At 37.3% G+C, this 15,849-nt stretch carries 13 protein-coding genes and 2 other annotated features (1 of these 15 cut by a window edge); of the genes, 12 read left to right on the top strand and 1 reads right to left on the bottom strand.

Annotation, left to right across the window (positions count from 1 at the left end; genetic code table 11):
• Positions 1-6: 6 nt before the first annotated feature.
• The 10 genes from polA to mqnC all read left to right on the top strand — a co-directional run bounded on the left by polA (position 7) and on the right by mqnC (position 10,489).
• Positions 7-2,634 carry a DNA polymerase I gene (gene polA, locus BK585_RS18715; RefSeq protein WP_078555458.1) on the top strand — a complete coding sequence of 876 codons (2,628 nt, stop codon included), beginning with the start codon at positions 7-9 and terminating at the stop codon, positions 2,632-2,634.
• Between the two features lie 12 nt (positions 2,635-2,646).
• Positions 2,647-3,471 carry a DNA-formamidopyrimidine glycosylase gene (gene mutM / locus BK585_RS18710; protein ID WP_078555457.1) on the top strand — a complete coding sequence of 275 codons (825 nt, stop codon included), beginning with the start codon at positions 2,647-2,649 and terminating at the stop codon, positions 3,469-3,471.
• 64 nt (positions 3,472-3,535) lie between these two features.
• A complete protein-coding gene (gene ytaF / locus BK585_RS18705) occupies positions 3,536-4,201 on the top strand; it encodes a sporulation membrane protein YtaF (protein WP_078555456.1) in 666 nt (221 codons plus the stop codon).
• Between the two features lie 12 nt (positions 4,202-4,213).
• A complete protein-coding gene (gene coaE, locus BK585_RS18700; RefSeq protein ID WP_078555455.1) occupies positions 4,214-4,807 on the top strand; it encodes a dephospho-CoA kinase in 594 nt (197 codons plus the stop codon).
• 522 nt (positions 4,808-5,329) lie between these two features.
• Positions 5,330-5,719, top strand: a complete 390-nt coding sequence (gene speD, locus BK585_RS18695) for an adenosylmethionine decarboxylase (protein ID WP_078555454.1) — start codon at positions 5,330-5,332, stop codon at positions 5,717-5,719.
• Positions 5,720-5,849: 130 nt separating this feature from the next.
• Positions 5,850-6,254, top strand: a complete 405-nt coding sequence (locus tag BK585_RS18690; RefSeq protein WP_078555453.1) for a DUF1499 domain-containing protein — start codon at positions 5,850-5,852, stop codon at positions 6,252-6,254.
• A gap of 82 nt (positions 6,255-6,336) precedes the next feature.
• On the top strand, positions 6,337-6,795 hold the full coding sequence (nrdR, locus tag BK585_RS18685; protein ID WP_078555452.1) for a transcriptional regulator NrdR: 459 nt from the start codon (positions 6,337-6,339) through the stop codon (positions 6,793-6,795).
• 111 nt (positions 6,796-6,906) lie between these two features.
• Positions 6,907-8,340 (top strand): replication initiation and membrane attachment family protein, encoded by a 1,434-nt coding sequence (locus BK585_RS18680; RefSeq protein WP_078555451.1) that lies wholly within the window; start codon positions 6,907-6,909, stop codon positions 8,338-8,340.
• Positions 8,341-9,267, top strand: coding sequence for a primosomal protein DnaI (gene dnaI / locus BK585_RS18675; protein ID WP_078555450.1), 927 nt, complete (start codon positions 8,341-8,343; stop codon positions 9,265-9,267).
• A gap of 115 nt (positions 9,268-9,382) precedes the next feature.
• The gene (mqnC, locus tag BK585_RS18670) at positions 9,383-10,489 is read left to right on the top strand and encodes a cyclic dehypoxanthinyl futalosine synthase (RefSeq protein WP_078555449.1); all 1,107 of its coding nucleotides are present in this window, start codon (positions 9,383-9,385) and stop codon (positions 10,487-10,489) included.
• A gap of 62 nt (positions 10,490-10,551) precedes the next feature.
• Here mqnC and BK585_RS25010 read toward each other — a convergent pair whose 3' ends face one another.
• Positions 10,552-12,087 carry a methyl-accepting chemotaxis protein gene (locus BK585_RS25010; RefSeq protein ID WP_078555448.1) on the bottom strand — a complete coding sequence of 512 codons (1,536 nt, stop codon included), beginning with the start codon at positions 12,085-12,087 and terminating at the stop codon, positions 10,552-10,554.
• Positions 12,088-12,488: 401 nt separating this feature from the next.
• Between BK585_RS25010 and ytxC the strand changes: the two genes are divergently transcribed.
• Together ytxC and thrS are read left to right on the top strand one after the other, a co-directional pair.
• A complete protein-coding gene (gene ytxC, locus BK585_RS18660; protein WP_078555447.1) occupies positions 12,489-13,355 on the top strand; it encodes a putative sporulation protein YtxC in 867 nt (288 codons plus the stop codon).
• A 66-nt stretch (positions 13,356-13,421) separates the two neighbouring features.
• Positions 13,422-13,656, top strand: a binding site (T-box leader).
• A 102-nt stretch (positions 13,657-13,758) separates the two neighbouring features.
• Positions 13,759-15,705, top strand: coding sequence for a threonine--tRNA ligase (gene thrS / locus BK585_RS18655; protein WP_078555446.1), 1,947 nt, complete (start codon positions 13,759-13,761; stop codon positions 15,703-15,705).
• 117 nt (positions 15,706-15,822) lie between these two features.
• Positions 15,823-15,849, top strand: a sequence feature (ribosomal protein L20 leader region); it runs 96 nt beyond the window's last position.

Raw genomic sequence — 15,849 nt, 5'->3', positions numbered from 1 at the left:
GATTGTATGAATAAATTAGTATTAGTTGATGGAAATAGTATTGCGTATCGGGCGTTTTTTGCTTTGCCTTTGTTAAATAATGACAAAGGTGTGTATACAAATGCGGTATATGGATTTACGATGATGCTATTAAAAGTGATTGAAGAAGAGAAACCAACACACATGCTTGTTGCCTTTGACGCTGGAAAAACAACATTTCGTCATAATACATACGGTGAATATAAAAGTGGTAGACAAAAAACACCACATGAATTATCTGAACAGTTCCCTTACATTCGTAAGGTGTTAGATGCTTTTAATATCTCTCGCTTTGAAGTCGAGAATTATGAAGCGGATGACATCATCGGTACGTTAGCCAAGCAAGCAGAAGCCCAAGAGTGGGATGTGAAGATTTATTCTGGTGATAAAGACTTACTTCAGTTAGTAACCAATAAAGTAACAGTATCGTTAACTCGAAAAGGAGTTACTAACGTTGAAACTTACAATGTCGATGGAATTAAAGAAAAATACGGAATTACTCCAGAGCAAATCATTGATATGAAAGGTCTTATGGGAGATAGTTCGGATAATATCCCTGGTGTTCCTGGAATTGGTGAAAAAACAGCACTTAAACTGTTAAAGGAATTTGCTTCCGTTGAGAAGGTATTAGATTCAATAGACCAAATCTCTGGTAAGAAAATGAAAGAAAGACTCGAAGAAAATAAGGAACAGGCATTAATGAGTAAGGAGTTAGCTACTATTTATCGTGAAGTTCCGGTAGATATTAATTTTGACTCGATGAATTTTGGAGAATACCGTCAAGAAGATGTCGTTGATTTGTTTAAGGAATTAGAATTTAACTCACTTTTAGATAAAGTAGGCGGGGAAGAAAGTCAACCTGAATTAATTGAAGAAAAACTTGATTTTGAGTTTATAACAGAGATTAAAGCAGAACATTTTGCATCTCCCGCAGCACTAGTTATTGAAGTCCTTGAGGAAAACTATCATCAAGCCGACATTATTTCGGTCGCCATCGTAAGTGAAGCGGGAAATTATGTTTTTTCAGCTGAAACGGCCCTTGGATCCGAACAATTTATCGCATGGGCAAACAGCTCAGAACATAAAAAATGGGTATTTGATGCAAAACGAGCAATTGTTGCGCTCGGTTGGAAAGGAATAGAATTAAACGGAATTGAGTTCGATTATTTAATTGCGTCTTATCTTTTAGATCCTTCCGTTTCATCACATGAACTTGCCGATATTACAAAACGTCAAGGGAAAAAGAGTGTTGAGTACGATGAAACAGTATATGGGAAAGGGGCCAAAAAAGGAGTACCTTCTCAAGACATCTTGCATCAGCATGTTGTTCGAAAGGCTTCTGCAATGTATGAGTTGAAAACAGAGCTTGAGCAAGCGTTAGAAAAGAATGAACAAAAATCGTTATTTGAAGACTTAGAAATGCCGTTATCGATTATTTTAGGAAAAATGGAGACAACAGGAATAAAGGTCGATACATCTTTCCTCGAACAAATGGGACAAGAGTTATCCGAAAAGCTACAAGAGTTAGAAGCAAAGATTCATGAACTCGCAGGTGTAAAGTTTAATATTAACTCACCAAAGCAGCTAGGAGAGATTCTCTTTGAAAAGTTAAACCTACCAGTAATTAAAAAAACAAAAACAGGCTTTTCCACATCAGCAGATATCCTTGAAAAGTTAAAAGACAAGCATGAAATTGTTGAACTCATTCTTCATTATCGACAATTAGGAAAACTTCAGTCGACATATATTGAAGGATTATTAAAAGTGGTTTATCAAGATACAAGTAAAATCCATACTATCTTTAACCAAGCGTTGACACAAACAGGACGACTAAGCTCAACAGAACCGAATTTACAAAACATCCCGATACGCCTTGAAGAAGGGAGAAAAATAAGAAAAGCATTTGTCCCATCTGAAAAAGGCATGTCGATTTTAGCAGCAGATTATTCTCAAATTGAATTACGAGTATTAGCTCATATCGCAAAAGATGAAAAGCTAGTGACTGCATTTAAAGAAGACATGGATATACATACACGAACCGCGATGGATGTATTCCATGTCAAAGAAGATGAGGTTACATCAAATATGCGTCGAAGTGCTAAAGCTGTTAACTTTGGAATTGTTTATGGAATAAGTGATTATGGTTTATCTCAGAGCTTAGATATTACGAGAAAAGAAGCTGCTGAATTTATTGAACGCTATTTTGAAACATATCCAAAAGTTAAAGATTACATGGAGAACGTTATAGAACAAGCACGTGAAAACGGGTTTGTCACCACGCTCCTTCATCGTCGACGCTACTTAGCAGATATTACGAGTCGTAATTTTAATCTGAGAAGTTTTGCGGAACGTACAGCGATGAATACCCCAATTCAAGGAACAGCTGCAGATATTATTAAAAAAGCTATGGTTGATATGGCCACCAAACTTAAGGAAGAGAAGTTAGAAAGTCGTCTATTACTACAAGTTCACGATGAATTGATTTTTGAAGTGCCTGACCATGAGCTAGAAAAAATGAAGAAGCTCGTTCCAGAAGTTATGGAGAATGCACTATCTTTAGATGTTCCATTAAAAGTTGAGGTAGAGTATGGCGCAACTTGGTATGATGCAAAATAAGGAGAGAGTAAAATGCCTGAACTTCCAGAAGTTGAAACGGTTAAAAGAACGTTACAAAAACTAATAACAGGAAAGACAATTGAGGATGTAACGATTACTTGGCCACGGATAATTAAAGAGCCTGATGACATTGAACAATTCCGTCATTTAATTAAAGGTCAAACGATTGAAGACGTGTCCCGGAGAGGTAAGTTTCTCAAGATTATTTTAACCGACTTTGTATTGGTCTCTCACTTGCGTATGGAAGGGCGTTATGGGATATATACCCCAGATGAAGAAGTGAATAAGCACGTACACGTCATTTTTACATTTACCGATGGGGTACAACTACGATACCAAGACGTCCGGAAGTTTGGTACGATGCATTTATTTCCTAGGGGAGAAGAAGAAAAGGTCATGCCATTGGCACAGTTAGGAGTGGAACCATTTTCTCCCCAATTCACTCCGCGTACGTTGAGTGAGGCCTTTAAGAACTGTGAACGAAAGATTAAGGTTGTTTTGTTAGACCAAAAAACAGTAGTTGGCCTTGGTAATATATATGTAGATGAAGCTTTGTTTCGGGCAAAAATTCATCCAGAAACTATTGCAAAAAAGGTCAGTACCAAGCAAATTAAAAAGCTTCATCAAGAAATTGTAGCTACACTTCAAGAAGCAGTAGACCAAGGTGGAAGTTCAATTAAGTCATACGTAAACGGACAAGGGGAAATGGGTTATTTCCAACAATTTCTAGTCGTATACGGAAGAAAAAATGAACCATGTGTAAATTGCGGGACCCCAATCGTAAAAACGGTTGTAGGCGGTCGCGGAACTCATTACTGTCCGGATTGCCAAAAATAAAGTTACATTGGATGACCTCCTACCATATACTATCTTATCAGTAAGGTAGGAAGGGGCTTTTACAATGGTTGAATTACTGTCTTTACTTGTATTAGCTTTAGCGGTTAGCTTAGACAGCTTTGGTGTCGGCTTAACATACGGGTTACGAAAAATGAAACTTCCATTTTTCTCATTATTATTTATTGCAAGTTGTTCGGCAATCTCCATTTTAGTTGCGATGGGATTTGGTACGTTGATTCAAAGCTATATGTCACCTCAATTTGCTGAGGCATTAGGTGGCATCATCCTTGTTCTCATCGGGACTTGGGCAGTCTATTCAGTGCTTTGGCGAAAGCCAAATGACACAGAACAACTTCCAGTAGAAACAGAAACAAAAATGGATACGAAAGTTTTATTTGCCCTTGAGATAAAAAAGCTAGGTCTTGTCATTAGAATCCTTCGCAAACCGATGGAAGCAGATTTTGATAAGTCAGGAACCATTACAGGTAGAGAGGCCTTTCTTTTGGGGATTGCCTTGTCTCTTGATGCATTTGGTGCGGGTATTGGAGCGGCGCTAATAGGATTTTCACCTGTATTCATGGCGATTACGGTTGCGATTATGAGTGCCCTTTTTGTAACCTTTGGAATGAAAAGTGGATTTCGTTTTGCGGACTCATACTGGGTTCAGAAATTTTCCTTCATTCCAGGCTTGCTATTGATTTCAATCGGGCTATGGAATTTATTTATGTAAAAGGAGAAAAACATGATTATAGGACTAACAGGTGGAATAGCGAGCGGCAAGTCGACTATTTCCGCCTACTTCCTCGAAAAAGGGATACCAGTAATTGATGCAGATAAAATCGCAAGAGAAGTCGTTGAGCCTGGAGAAAAGACGCTTGAGAAATTAGTTACTGCTTTTGGTCAGGAAATCTTAGAAGTAGATGGAACCATTGCCAGAAAAAAGCTAGGCGAAATCATTTTTAATGACGAGACAGAGCGGTTAAAGTTAAATAGCATCATTCATCCAGCAATTCGTACTCGTATGGTTGAAAAAAAAGAGGAGCTCTTACAAAAAGGGCATAGTCATATTGTATATGACATTCCGCTTTTATTTGAAAGCAACCTAACACATATGGTGGAAAAAGTCATATTAGCTTATGTTGATGAACAAGTTCAATTAGAAAGACTCCAACTGCGAGACAACAGTTCCAAGGAAGAAGCATTACGGCGAATTCACTCGCAGATGCCCTTAAAAGATAAAGTAGTGTTAGCTGATGAAGTTATCAATAACAACGGTTCAATTGAAGAAACGAAAGAACAAGTTCTGCGGATTTTGAAAAAATGGAATGTCCTCTAGGTCATTGGTGTCCGTTACATCAAAAAATATATATAAAAACGAGGAATAAGCTCTCCTGTGTCCGTTAGAGCCATTTAGAGCGCGCTGGCATCGCTCGATCCAACCTGAAAAAACACTGCATAGCGGTGTTTTTCTTGTTTAGTTTAAAGAAAGTAGGGAATAGACAGGTATCTGATATCATATGATAAACATATTGGAAAAAGGAGGTAAATTGGGTAGAACGGAATAGGGAATGTTGCCATTGGGATAATAAAAGAGATATCGTTGAGTTTCCCTTTTCACTAGCTTGAAAAAGGTAACACATACACGGGTGGAATACTTGTTTTTTTTAATAAAAAATTAATATTGCAAAACAAAAACAAAACAAGTATACTAGTTTTCGTGAACTTCATTTAAAGCAAAAAAAGGAAACGTTGTCTACTTAAAGGGTTAGGACCTCTTCGGACTAACTTTCCCCCGTGGTAAAGTAACGTTCCTACATGCTTGAGAAGGCATGAATTTAGTAAAAAGGGGGATTCAACTATGGATACAATGGGTCGTCACGTGATTGCAGAATTATGGGGTTGCGACGTAAACAAGTTGAATGACATGAGTTTCATTGAACGAACATTTGTTGATGCAGCGTTAGAAGCAGGTGCAGAGGTAAGAGAGGTAGCGTTTCACAAATTTGCTCCACATGGAGTTAGCGGGGTAGTTATCATTTCAGAATCGCATTTAACGATTCATAGCTTCCCAGAACATGGTTACGCAAGTATTGATGTGTATACATGCGGTGACCGAATCGATCCAAATGTGGCGTCTAGCTTTATCTCAAAAGCATTAGAGGCAAAAACAAGTGAAGTAATTGAAGTACCACGTGGGATGGGTCCAGTCAAAGTAGAAGAGCGAAAAGTGCAAGCATTGAATTACTAAAACAAAATAACCAAAGAGGTGTTTCTGAGTAAACACCTCTTTTTTGATCTGTTAACAAGTCTTATTTGCTCCTGTCCAGATTTTGCTTTAAGATAAAGATAAGATAAATGAGGATAGGGTGAGGTTAAATATGGGAATTAAAGAAACGTTTAAACAAATTTTCACAACTCATACTGAAACAACAGAAACGCATTATGATGAGACATTAAAAACAAGATATTATAAAACAACGAAGGACCGAGGAATTAATGAAGTTGTAAATTTAATAAATCAATCAAAAGGCTATACGTTAAAACGAGCTGACCATGAACGTGGTGAGATCTTTGTTCAAATGACAACTCCGAGAAAAGCGTTCGTTACGATAACGGTCATTCAAGTAAAGCCATTTAAAACAGCAGTGGACATCTCAGTGGGAACAGAAACGGTTCTATTTACCGATTTTGGCTATAGCAGAAAAGCGATTCAAGTATTTTATGCAGAGCTTGACAAGAAGCTTCAATATATTGGATCTGGTCTAGGAGAGCAACTCTTGTAAACCTGCTTGTTTTTTTGTCGGTTTTTGTTTATCATTAAGGATGAAAAGTCATCGATTTGGAAATAAAGTGGAGATGATAGTTATGCGGTGTCCTGCTTGTCATTATAATGGCTCAAGGGTACTTGACTCAAGACCGAGTCATGAAAGTCGATCGATTCGAAGAAGACGAGAATGTGAATCTTGTAATTTTCGCTTTACTACGTTTGAAACAGTAGAAGAAGTTCCACTAATCGTTGTAAAAAAAGATGGAACTAGACAAGAGTTTAGCAGAGAAAAAATCCTTAGAGGATTGATACGAGCGTGTGAAAAAAGATCAGTTTCTCTAGATACGCTAGAAGAAGTTGTGAATGATGTAGAAAGTCAGCTGCGTAGCAAAGGGACAAATGAAGTCGATAGTAAGGATGTAGGAGAACTAGTCATGGACCGTTTAGCTAAAGTCGATGATGTTGCCTATGTTCGTTTTGCTTCCGTGTATCGACAGTTTAAAGACATCACTGTGTTTATTAATGAATTAAAAGATTTTATAGGACGAGATAAATAAAAAGACAGAGCTTAAGACTAGTGCTTAATGCTCTTTTTTTAACTGTTAACAACAATCGTGTCGCTTTTCGTAAGCTATGATACTGATACTATAAGTAAAAAGGTGAGAATTATGAGTTGGCATTGGACAGAACTTTTACCGATTGACCGTTATGTCGTACAAACCGTTGATCATTTACATGCATTAGACCAGAAAATCCTAACATTACTATATCAACCGTTAATTGGTGCCTTTGCTCATAGTTTATATATGACATTTTGGAGTGAACTTCAACGAGACCAGTATTGTAGTGAGGAAAATAGTCATCGGCATTTAATGACCGTAATGGATGCTCCACTACATCATATTTATGAACATCGAAAAAAGCTTGAGGCGATAGGTCTGTTAAAAACCTTTAAGCGAAAAGATGAAGAAGGCTCAACTTATTTATATGAATTACAACCGCCGATGTCACCATACCAATTCTTTCAAAATGATGTTTTAAGTGTTTACTTATTTAATAGAATTGGTAAAACAAAATATCGTCAGTTGCGAGAGCGCTTTTTACTGACTGTGACTCAAAAAGACGATTTTTTTGAAGTAACGCATGCTTTTGATGAAGTGTTTACAACGTTACACCATTCTGAGATGTCAATGAGCTTTCAATCAGAAATGATGGAAGCCCTTCAATTAAATGAAACGGAAAAACTAATAGAACGTCCTAAACAGGATCCTCTTTTATTTAATGAGTCTAGCTTTGATTTTGAATTACTTGAAGCAGATTTATCTGCTGTTGTGGCCCCTAAAGAATTAATGACAACTGAAGTACGAGAAACAATTGTACGATTAGCGTTTGTTTATAAAATTAGTCCTTTAGAAATGAGTCGTGTCCTTCAGCGTTCTGTGATTCACGATGATGAAGTGGATTTACAACAGCTTAGAAAAAAAGTTCAGGATTGGTATAAGTTAGAGAATGGGAATGACCCTCCGTCTTTAGGCTTACGAACGCAACCAGTTGCTTTGCAATCGATGAATGGAAAAGAGCCTAAAACGGAAGAGGAAAAAATGGTGAAATTATACGAAACGACATCACCACTTGCTTTAATTGAAAGCAGGGGAGATGGAGCAAAGGTTCCCCCGGCTGATGCCAAAATCGTTGAAAGTCTTTTGCTAGATTATAAGCTTACGCCAGGTGTGGCGAACGTATTGCTAGATTATGTTCTCATTAGAAATGACATGAAGCTTACAAAAGCATTAATAGATAAAATTGCTGGTCACTGGGCTAGAAAAAACATAAAGACCGTGAAAGAAGCGATGGAATTCGCAAAAGAAGAATATAAAAAAGCAACAGAGGTAAAAACAAGTCCGAAAAAACAACAAACTTATTCGAAAACAAATGCGAAAAAAGATAAGCTTCCAAAATGGTTAGTCGATGAAAAAAAAGGAAGTACGACTGTTGAAAAGAAGCAGACGACCACACAAACGGAAGAGTTTGAACATAAAAAGAGACAATTTGAAATGATGCTACAAAAAAGGAAAGAAGAAAAAGAAAGGGGGAACAGATAAATGGAGTCAATTAAAACGGCATTACAGGATTTTCTAGGAAATGAAAAAATGAAAAACCAATACGAGCTGATGAAACAGGAGCTTTTACATGATTATCACGTTCAAACCTTTTTAGCGAAGCAGAATCTATCAAACGAGATAATAGACCGTAGCATAAGTGCACTCCAAGAATATCGAAGAGACCTCCAGCATTGCAATCACTGTCCAGGATTACAAGCATGTCCAAATTTGTTAAAAGGTTATCGGCCAGATATGGATGTGAAACCTAAGCACCTTGAAGTGTTTTATGTACCTTGTGATAAAAAACGACAGGATGAAGAAGCGAAAAAACAACAATCTTTAATAAAAAGTTTATACATCCCCAAGGAAATTACAGAAGCTCGTTTCGAGTCTTTTGAATCAGACAATCCTTCTAGACTAGAAGCAAGTCATGCCGCATATGAATTTGCTCGAACCGTAATTCCAGGAGAAACGGCACAAGGATTATATTTATATGGAAAATTCGGCGTAGGTAAAACTTTTATTATGGGGGCGGTTGCTAATGAATTAAAGGACCGGAATATTGAAACGATGTTAGTGTACACTCCTGACTTTTTTAGAGAAATCCGTTCATCGCTTTCTGATGGAACGTTTAATGATAAATTAGACCGTGTAAAAAAAGCAAGAGTGCTTATTTTAGACGATGTTGGTGCTGAAACGATGTCTGCCTGGATTCGTGATGAAGTGTTAGGTGTTATTTTACAGCATCGTATGCTTGAGAAGCTTCCTACTTTATATACTTCCAATTATGCATTAAATGAATTAGAAGAGCATCTGATGTATTCAGATAAAGGTGGATACGAAGAACTGAAAGCAAAACGAATTATGGAACGGATTCGGCATTTTACCATCCCTTATTTTATTGAAGGTAGAAATAGACGATCTTAATATAAGCACCTAGATTGATAGTCAAATTGGTTGTTTTTTCCGAGAGTGAAAATAGGAATTACTTTCAATTCTATGGTAGTATTAAACTAGTTTACAACGTGATGGAGGTTTTTACATGAGCATAGACCTTATTCTTGAACGTGCTGTTCAAGGGCAACGCATTTCTGTAGAAGACGCGGTCAAGCTTTATGAGAGTGATGAAGTCGAAAAAATCGGAGCAGCTGCAAACGAAATAATGAAAAAATGGCATCCAGAGCCGATTACGACATTTGTCATAGGGCGTAATGTTAACTATACAAATTTTTGCGACACCTATTGTCGTTTTTGTGCATTTTATCGACCACCAGGACACGAAGAAGGGTATGTGTTAAGTGATGATGTCATCTTCCAAAAGATTGAGGAGACACTTGCGGTTGGTGGAACAGAAATACTAATGCAAGGTGGGACGAATCCAGACCTTCCATTAAGCTATTATACGGACTTATTACGTAATATTAAAAAACGGTATGACATTACAATGCATTCTTTTTCTCCTGCGGAAATATGGAAAATGGTTGAAGTGTCAGGACTTTCTTTAGAAGAAGTGCTAACGGAGCTCAAGGAAGCAGGACTTGATTCTGTACCTGGAGGCGGAGCTGAGATTTTAACGGACAAAACACGAAAAAGAGTTAGTCGTATCAAATCATCTTGGCGTGAGTGGATTGATTGCATGAAGATGGTCAAGCAAGTGGGAATGCATGGAACGGCTACAATGGTAATAGGACTAGGAGAAACGTTTGAAGAGCGTGCTCTTCATTTGGAACGCGTTCGCGATGCTCAAGATGAGACAGATTGCTTCTTAGCCTTTATCTCATGGACGTTCCAGCCAGATAACACAAATCTTCCGGGTGAGAAAACACCACCACGTGAGTATTTAAAAAATGTAGCCATTTCTCGTATTTTCTTAGATAATATTGCGAATTTCCAGTCTTCATGGGTAACGATGGGTCCAGAAGTCGGAAAGCAGTCATTGTCATACGGATGTAATGACTTTGGTAGTACGATGATGGAGGAAAATGTTGTTTCTGCAGCAGGGACGACGCATAAGGTAAATACAAATCAAATCCTTCAATTAATAAGAGAAGCGGGAAAAATTCCTGCTCAGAGAAATACAAAATACAAAACGTTAAAGGTATTTGCGGATACAGAAGAAACAGGCAAAGACTTTATCATGCAAAACTAGAATACAAACAAAAAGGGCGTACCATAAATTGGTACGCTCTTTTTAAGTCCTATTAATTATCCTTAAGAAGTGCTTTTTTCATCAGATAAATGAGTAACGTGTTCTCTTAAGTTGGTTGTAATGTGTTTTAGCGTGTTAGTAGTTTGCTTGAATTCTTCAAATGTCGTCAATTGTTGTTCAGATGAGGCAGAAATGGTTTCAGTATTCTCTTTAAATTGTTCGGAAATCAAACTCATCTGTTCTATTTCATGGAAGATGATGTTCACTCTATCATCAATCTGTTCGGCCATTTGATAAGAAGTTTGAATATCATGGTGAACATGGTCAATTTTTGAAACAATTTGTTCAAAGATGGAGCCGGTGTTTTTCACCTGTTGTAATCCAAGTTCAACTTGGGTTTTACTATAGTTCATCACTTCACTGATGTCAGTTGAATCTTTGATGACATCATATAACGTTTGGCCAATGATATTTGCATAATTGTTGGATTGGTCAGCTAGCTTTCGAACTTCATCGGCAACAACAGCAAATCCTTTCCCTGCCTCTCCAGCTCTAGCAGCTTCGATCGCCGCATTAAGGGCCAATAAATTGGTTTGCTCAGCGATTTCTCTCATGAGCAATAAAGTTTGTTGGATACTTGACGAACGATTTCTTAGTCGGTCAACGACGTCACTCATTTCAATGACAGACGTAAAAATTTCACTCATTTGCTTTTCTGTTACGTTTATTTCTTGTTTTCCTTGTTTGGCTTGTTCGCTTGTTTCGGTTGATGTTTGTGTAGACCGTCTGGTTTGTTCAATTACTTCTTTTACATCTTCTCTCATATGGTCAAGCAACTGTTTACTTCCCATACATTTTTCGGCTTGTTGTTCGGCACCTTCTACCATTTCTACAATCGAATTAACGATTTCATTTGAAGCTGCAGTTGATTCAAACGCACCAATTTCAAGTGTATCTACCCCCGTCATCACCTCATCAGATGATTCTTTTATCCGTGCCATTAAGGTATTGATCACTTCATTTTGAGCTTTTTCTTTTTCCTGAACAGAGGTTACAAAACTTTGTCTTACTTTGATTTGAACAATAACAATAGCACTTGTAAACAGTAAAAAGATAGCATGAACTATAAGAAGGGTAAATGGATAAGCGTCTGTTCCGCAAATAAGTTCGGGTACTAGAAAATATCCAGCTACATGGTGTATCGCAAAAATAATAGTACTACCAATAATCAGTTTAATTTTTTCAAAATAAGCTAGTGCAGCAATAACCATAAAAATTGAAAAGTGATACTCGACCATTCCGTCTCCGCCAGCAATGATAGAAATACTTGCAAACGTTAATGTTAGCATAATAATTAATGGAATAGCAGGATGTTCTTTTTTCTTACGATAAAGAAAATATGAAACTAGAAAAAGAATAATCGGTACCGTTAATAAAAGATTTAATAAGAAAAGGTTTGTGGATGAATGAATAGCTTGAGTTACTGCTAGGTATGAATCAAACCAACCAATTTGCCTGTGTAAAAAATGAATGAGTACTGATATAACTACTGTGAAGCTTGAAAAAAATAGCATAAGTCGATTCTTGCGTTCTTGCATGACTAACCCTCTCTTCTTTGTTGTATTTGGTTTACTTTTTTCACACTATAACATTCGTATTTAGTATTTTGTGATTAAAAGAATGAGCCGTTTGTGGTAACCTATTTTCTATTCTCTAGCAAGGAAAGAAAGCGATTGGTCGTTATAGTAGTTATATCGGTGTCAACGTACTTTTTTTAAATTATTCTAAAAAATGACTAAAGAAAAATGCCCTCATCGTTTTTCTTTGTCATTTTTTTTTTAGCTTGTCATACGTATGAAATAGAGTAGTTTTGGGCGATGTAAGTAAAGACCTCTTTTACATAGTCATTATGCTTTGGGCGATCTATTACTAATGAATCAACTAGGAGATACGTAAATATATATTGCCGAAAATCAAATAGGATAAGGAGGAGTACTAATTGATATCTATTCATTTTGAGTCTCACCAAGATTGTCAGGAGATTTATTCTAAATTAAAGTCATATATGGAGATGTTTTTACAGATAGGCTTACGAGAAATCACAATGGATGAAAAGTGTGAACTCATTCAAATTGATTATGATGTAGAAGAAAAGAGCTTTTGTGATTCCTTTCAACCCTGGCTTGTATCTGTATTGTCCGAGCATGTGGTTACCACTCGAGAGGAGCAATGGTTGAAAGAAATCATTGCCACCATTTTTTACTTTTCAGATGAAGAAGAGCAGAAACAAATTTTATCGATTGCCCGTTCAATCCTAGAGGGAGACCGGAATGATCTCCCAGCAGTGTCAGAGCATTTTTCAAGAGAACATTTTTTGTATGAAGCCTTTTCGAATGGAATAGATATAGATACTGTTTTTTATTATGAGCCATTCCTGACGTTTCGGTTAAAGGAGTATGGAGAAATGTTAATTGACTGCGTAGAAGTCGCTATTGATGAGTATTTACTAGAACAAGAGTATCAGAATATTGTTGAGGGGTTACGTTATTACTTGCAAAAGTCACCTACAAAACAAAAAATCATTCACTTGGTACAAGAAGGAAACTTTCATTTTTACAACGAACAGTTACAAGAAATAAGTCGAGAGCAAAAGCTGTACATGTTGGACAAAGACCTAGTTTATGAGGGAGACCTGGATATTGATGAGATGGTCATTTCTCCTCTTGTTAGTATGGTTCCTGAGCAAGTTCACATTTACACAGACGAAATTGATAATGACGTTATCGTAACAATTCAAACGATATTTCAAGAAAGAGCTTTTGTTCATACAAGGCAACTTTTTCAAATACCGAATTCACTTCAGTAAAAATTTTTTTTACTTGGGCTTGCTTTTCTTGATTCCTGTTCTTATAATTATTTACATATATAATAATGAAATGTCATGATGAGGACAATAATCATTTCCGATGGTTTACAGAGAGGGAAGACATGGGCTGGAAGCTTCCTAACGTAAGATTTGATTTACCACCTCTGAACTTCAGTAAGGAACAAATCATTAGGTTTTATTATTTACTGACGGCTCCAGACCGTTATTCTGATGCGAAGTGCTATAGCTATCGTTAGCTGTAGAACAAGGGTGGAACCACGAGACATCACTCGTCCCTTTTTGGGATGGGTGTTTTTTTATGTCTTAAAAAGAGTTTGATCATTGCATGAGTTTCATAATGGAGTGACTGTCGTAAGAAGAGAACAGAAGGAGTGAAAGAAGCATGTCACAAGTACAATTAACATTTCCTGACGGCGCTGTAAAAGAGTTTCCGCAAGGAGTATCAACAGAAGATGTTGCCGCATCAATAAGCCCCGGATTAAAGAAAAAAGCAATCGCAGGAAAACTGAACGGAGAATTAATTGATCTTCGCACACCGATTGAAGAAAATGGTGAAATTGAAATTGTAACACCAGATTCAAAAGAAAGTCTTGAAATCTTAAGACATAGTACGGCACACTTACTAGCGCAAGCGGTTAAGAGAATCTACGGAGATGTTAAGTTAGGTGTTGGCCCTGTGATTGAAAATGGCTTTTACTATGACATTGATTCACAAGAACCAATCACAGCAGAAGATTTAACAAAAATTGAAAAAGAAATGAAAAAAATCATCTCTGAAAACATAGACGTTGTTCGTAAAGAAGTATCTCGGGATGAGGCTATTTCTTTATACAAAGAAATAAACGACCCGTTAAAACTAGAGTTGATCGATGCCATTCCTGCAGGGGAAACAGTGACAATTTATGAGCAAGGTGACTTCTTTGACCTTTGTCGTGGTATTCATGTTCCGTCCACAGGAAAGCTAAAAGAATTTAAGCTGTTAAGTATTGCTGGTGCCTACTGGCGTGGGGATAGCAAAAATAAAATGCTACAACGGATTTATGGAACAGCTTTCTTTAAAAAGGCAGACTTAGATGAACATCTTCGTTTACTTGAAGAAGCAAAAGAACGAGACCATCGTAAGCTAGGCAAAGAGTTAAGCTTATTCACGAACTCGCAAAAGGTAGGACAAGGCTTGCCTCTTTGGTTACCAAAAGGAGCTTCGATTCGTCGTATTATTGAACGTTATATTGTTGATAAAGAAGAAAAACTTGGCTATCAGCATGTGTATACACCGGTCCTTGGAAGTTCAGAATTATATAAAACATCAGGACACTGGGACCATTACCAAGACAGTATGTTCCCTGTAATGGAAATGGACAATGAGCAACTTGTGTTACGACCAATGAACTGTCCTCATCACATGATGGTATATAAGCATGACATTCATTCTTATCGCAAACTTCCAATTCGAATTGCAGAACTTGGAACAATGCACCGCTATGAAATGAGTGGAGCCTTAACAGGTCTTCAACGAGTGAGAGGAATGACGTTAAATGATGCTCATATCTTCTGTCGCCCAGACCAAATTAAAGAAGAATTTATTCGCGTCGTTCGACTTGTTCAAGAAGTATATAATGATTTTGGTCTTTCTGATTACTCGTTTAGGTTATCGTATCGTGATCCAGAGGATAAGGAAAAATACTTTGATGATGATGCGATGTGGACTAAAGCGCAGGCGATGCTTAAAGATGCGATGGATGAGTTAGGTCTTGACTATTATGAAGCTGAAGGAGAGGCTGCATTCTACGGTCCTAAGTTAGATGTTCAAGTTCGTACAGCGCTTGGTAAAGATGAGACTCTTTCTACGGTCCAACTTGATTTCTTACTTCCAGAGCGTTTTGATCTCTCTTATATCGGTGAAGATGGGAAGCATCATCGACCAGTTGTTATTCATCGTGGGGTTGTATCGACAATGGAACGCTTCGTTGCCTTTTTAATAGAAGAATACAAAGGTGCATTCCCAGCCTGGCTCGCACCAGTTCAAGTACAAGTGATTCCTGTGTCACCAGATGTTCATCTTGACTATGCGAAAAAGGTAATGGAAACTCTTCAACTTGCTGGAATCCGTTGTGAATTAGATGAGCGGGATGAAAAAATCGGCTATAAAATCAGAGAAGCGCAAATTCAAAAAATCCCTTACATGCTTGTATTAGGGGATAAAGAAATTGAAGGTGAATCTGTCAACGTCCGTAAATATGGCGAGCAAAAGTCAGTATCTGTGCCGTTGCAAGAGTTTACAAATGAGTTAGTAGCCACAGTTGAGCAACGAGGAAAGAAACAGAAATAAAAAAAGTCTTGCATCTACTCCCATTTTCCGTTAAGATAAAAAAGTTGTTAATTGATGACGTTTGACACCTCTAATAAGGTGTGGTAAAGTAGATAAGTAAATAATAATATATGGACACAAAGCAAGAAGAGGCGCCCGCTTCTC

The organism is Bacillus alkalicellulosilyticus (assembly GCF_002019795.1).
Lineage (GTDB): Bacteria > Bacillota > Bacilli > Bacillales > Bacillaceae_F > Bacillus_AO > Bacillus_AO alkalicellulosilyticum.
The sequence above is the reverse complement of the archived record's forward strand: the minus strand, read 5'-3'. Positions and strand labels throughout refer to the sequence as shown.

What these genes read in the sequence shown, in the direction of transcription:
- dnaI (WP_078555450.1), top strand. Translation starts at nt 8,341, where the DNA reads ATGGAGTCAATTAAAACGGCATTACAGGATTTTCTAGGAAATGAAAAA.
- mqnC (WP_078555449.1), top strand. Translation starts at nt 9,383, where the DNA reads ATGAGCATAGACCTTATTCTTGAACGTGCTGTTCAAGGGCAACGCATT.
- BK585_RS18690 (WP_078555453.1), top strand. Translation starts at nt 5,850, where the DNA reads ATGGGAATTAAAGAAACGTTTAAACAAATTTTCACAACTCATACTGAA.
- BK585_RS18680 (WP_078555451.1), top strand. Translation starts at nt 6,907, where the DNA reads ATGAGTTGGCATTGGACAGAACTTTTACCGATTGACCGTTATGTCGTA.
- speD (WP_078555454.1), top strand. Translation starts at nt 5,330, where the DNA reads ATGGATACAATGGGTCGTCACGTGATTGCAGAATTATGGGGTTGCGAC.
- nrdR (WP_078555452.1), top strand. Translation starts at nt 6,337, where the DNA reads ATGCGGTGTCCTGCTTGTCATTATAATGGCTCAAGGGTACTTGACTCA.
- polA (WP_078555458.1), top strand. Translation starts at nt 7, where the DNA reads ATGAATAAATTAGTATTAGTTGATGGAAATAGTATTGCGTATCGGGCG.
- coaE (WP_078555455.1), top strand. Translation starts at nt 4,214, where the DNA reads ATGATTATAGGACTAACAGGTGGAATAGCGAGCGGCAAGTCGACTATT.
- thrS (WP_078555446.1), top strand. Translation starts at nt 13,759, where the DNA reads ATGTCACAAGTACAATTAACATTTCCTGACGGCGCTGTAAAAGAGTTT.
- ytaF (WP_078555456.1), top strand. Translation starts at nt 3,536, where the DNA reads ATGGTTGAATTACTGTCTTTACTTGTATTAGCTTTAGCGGTTAGCTTA.
- mutM (WP_078555457.1), top strand. Translation starts at nt 2,647, where the DNA reads ATGCCTGAACTTCCAGAAGTTGAAACGGTTAAAAGAACGTTACAAAAA.
- BK585_RS25010 (WP_078555448.1), bottom strand. Translation starts at nt 12,087, where the DNA reads ATGCAAGAACGCAAGAATCGACTTATGCTATTTTTTTCAAGCTTCACA.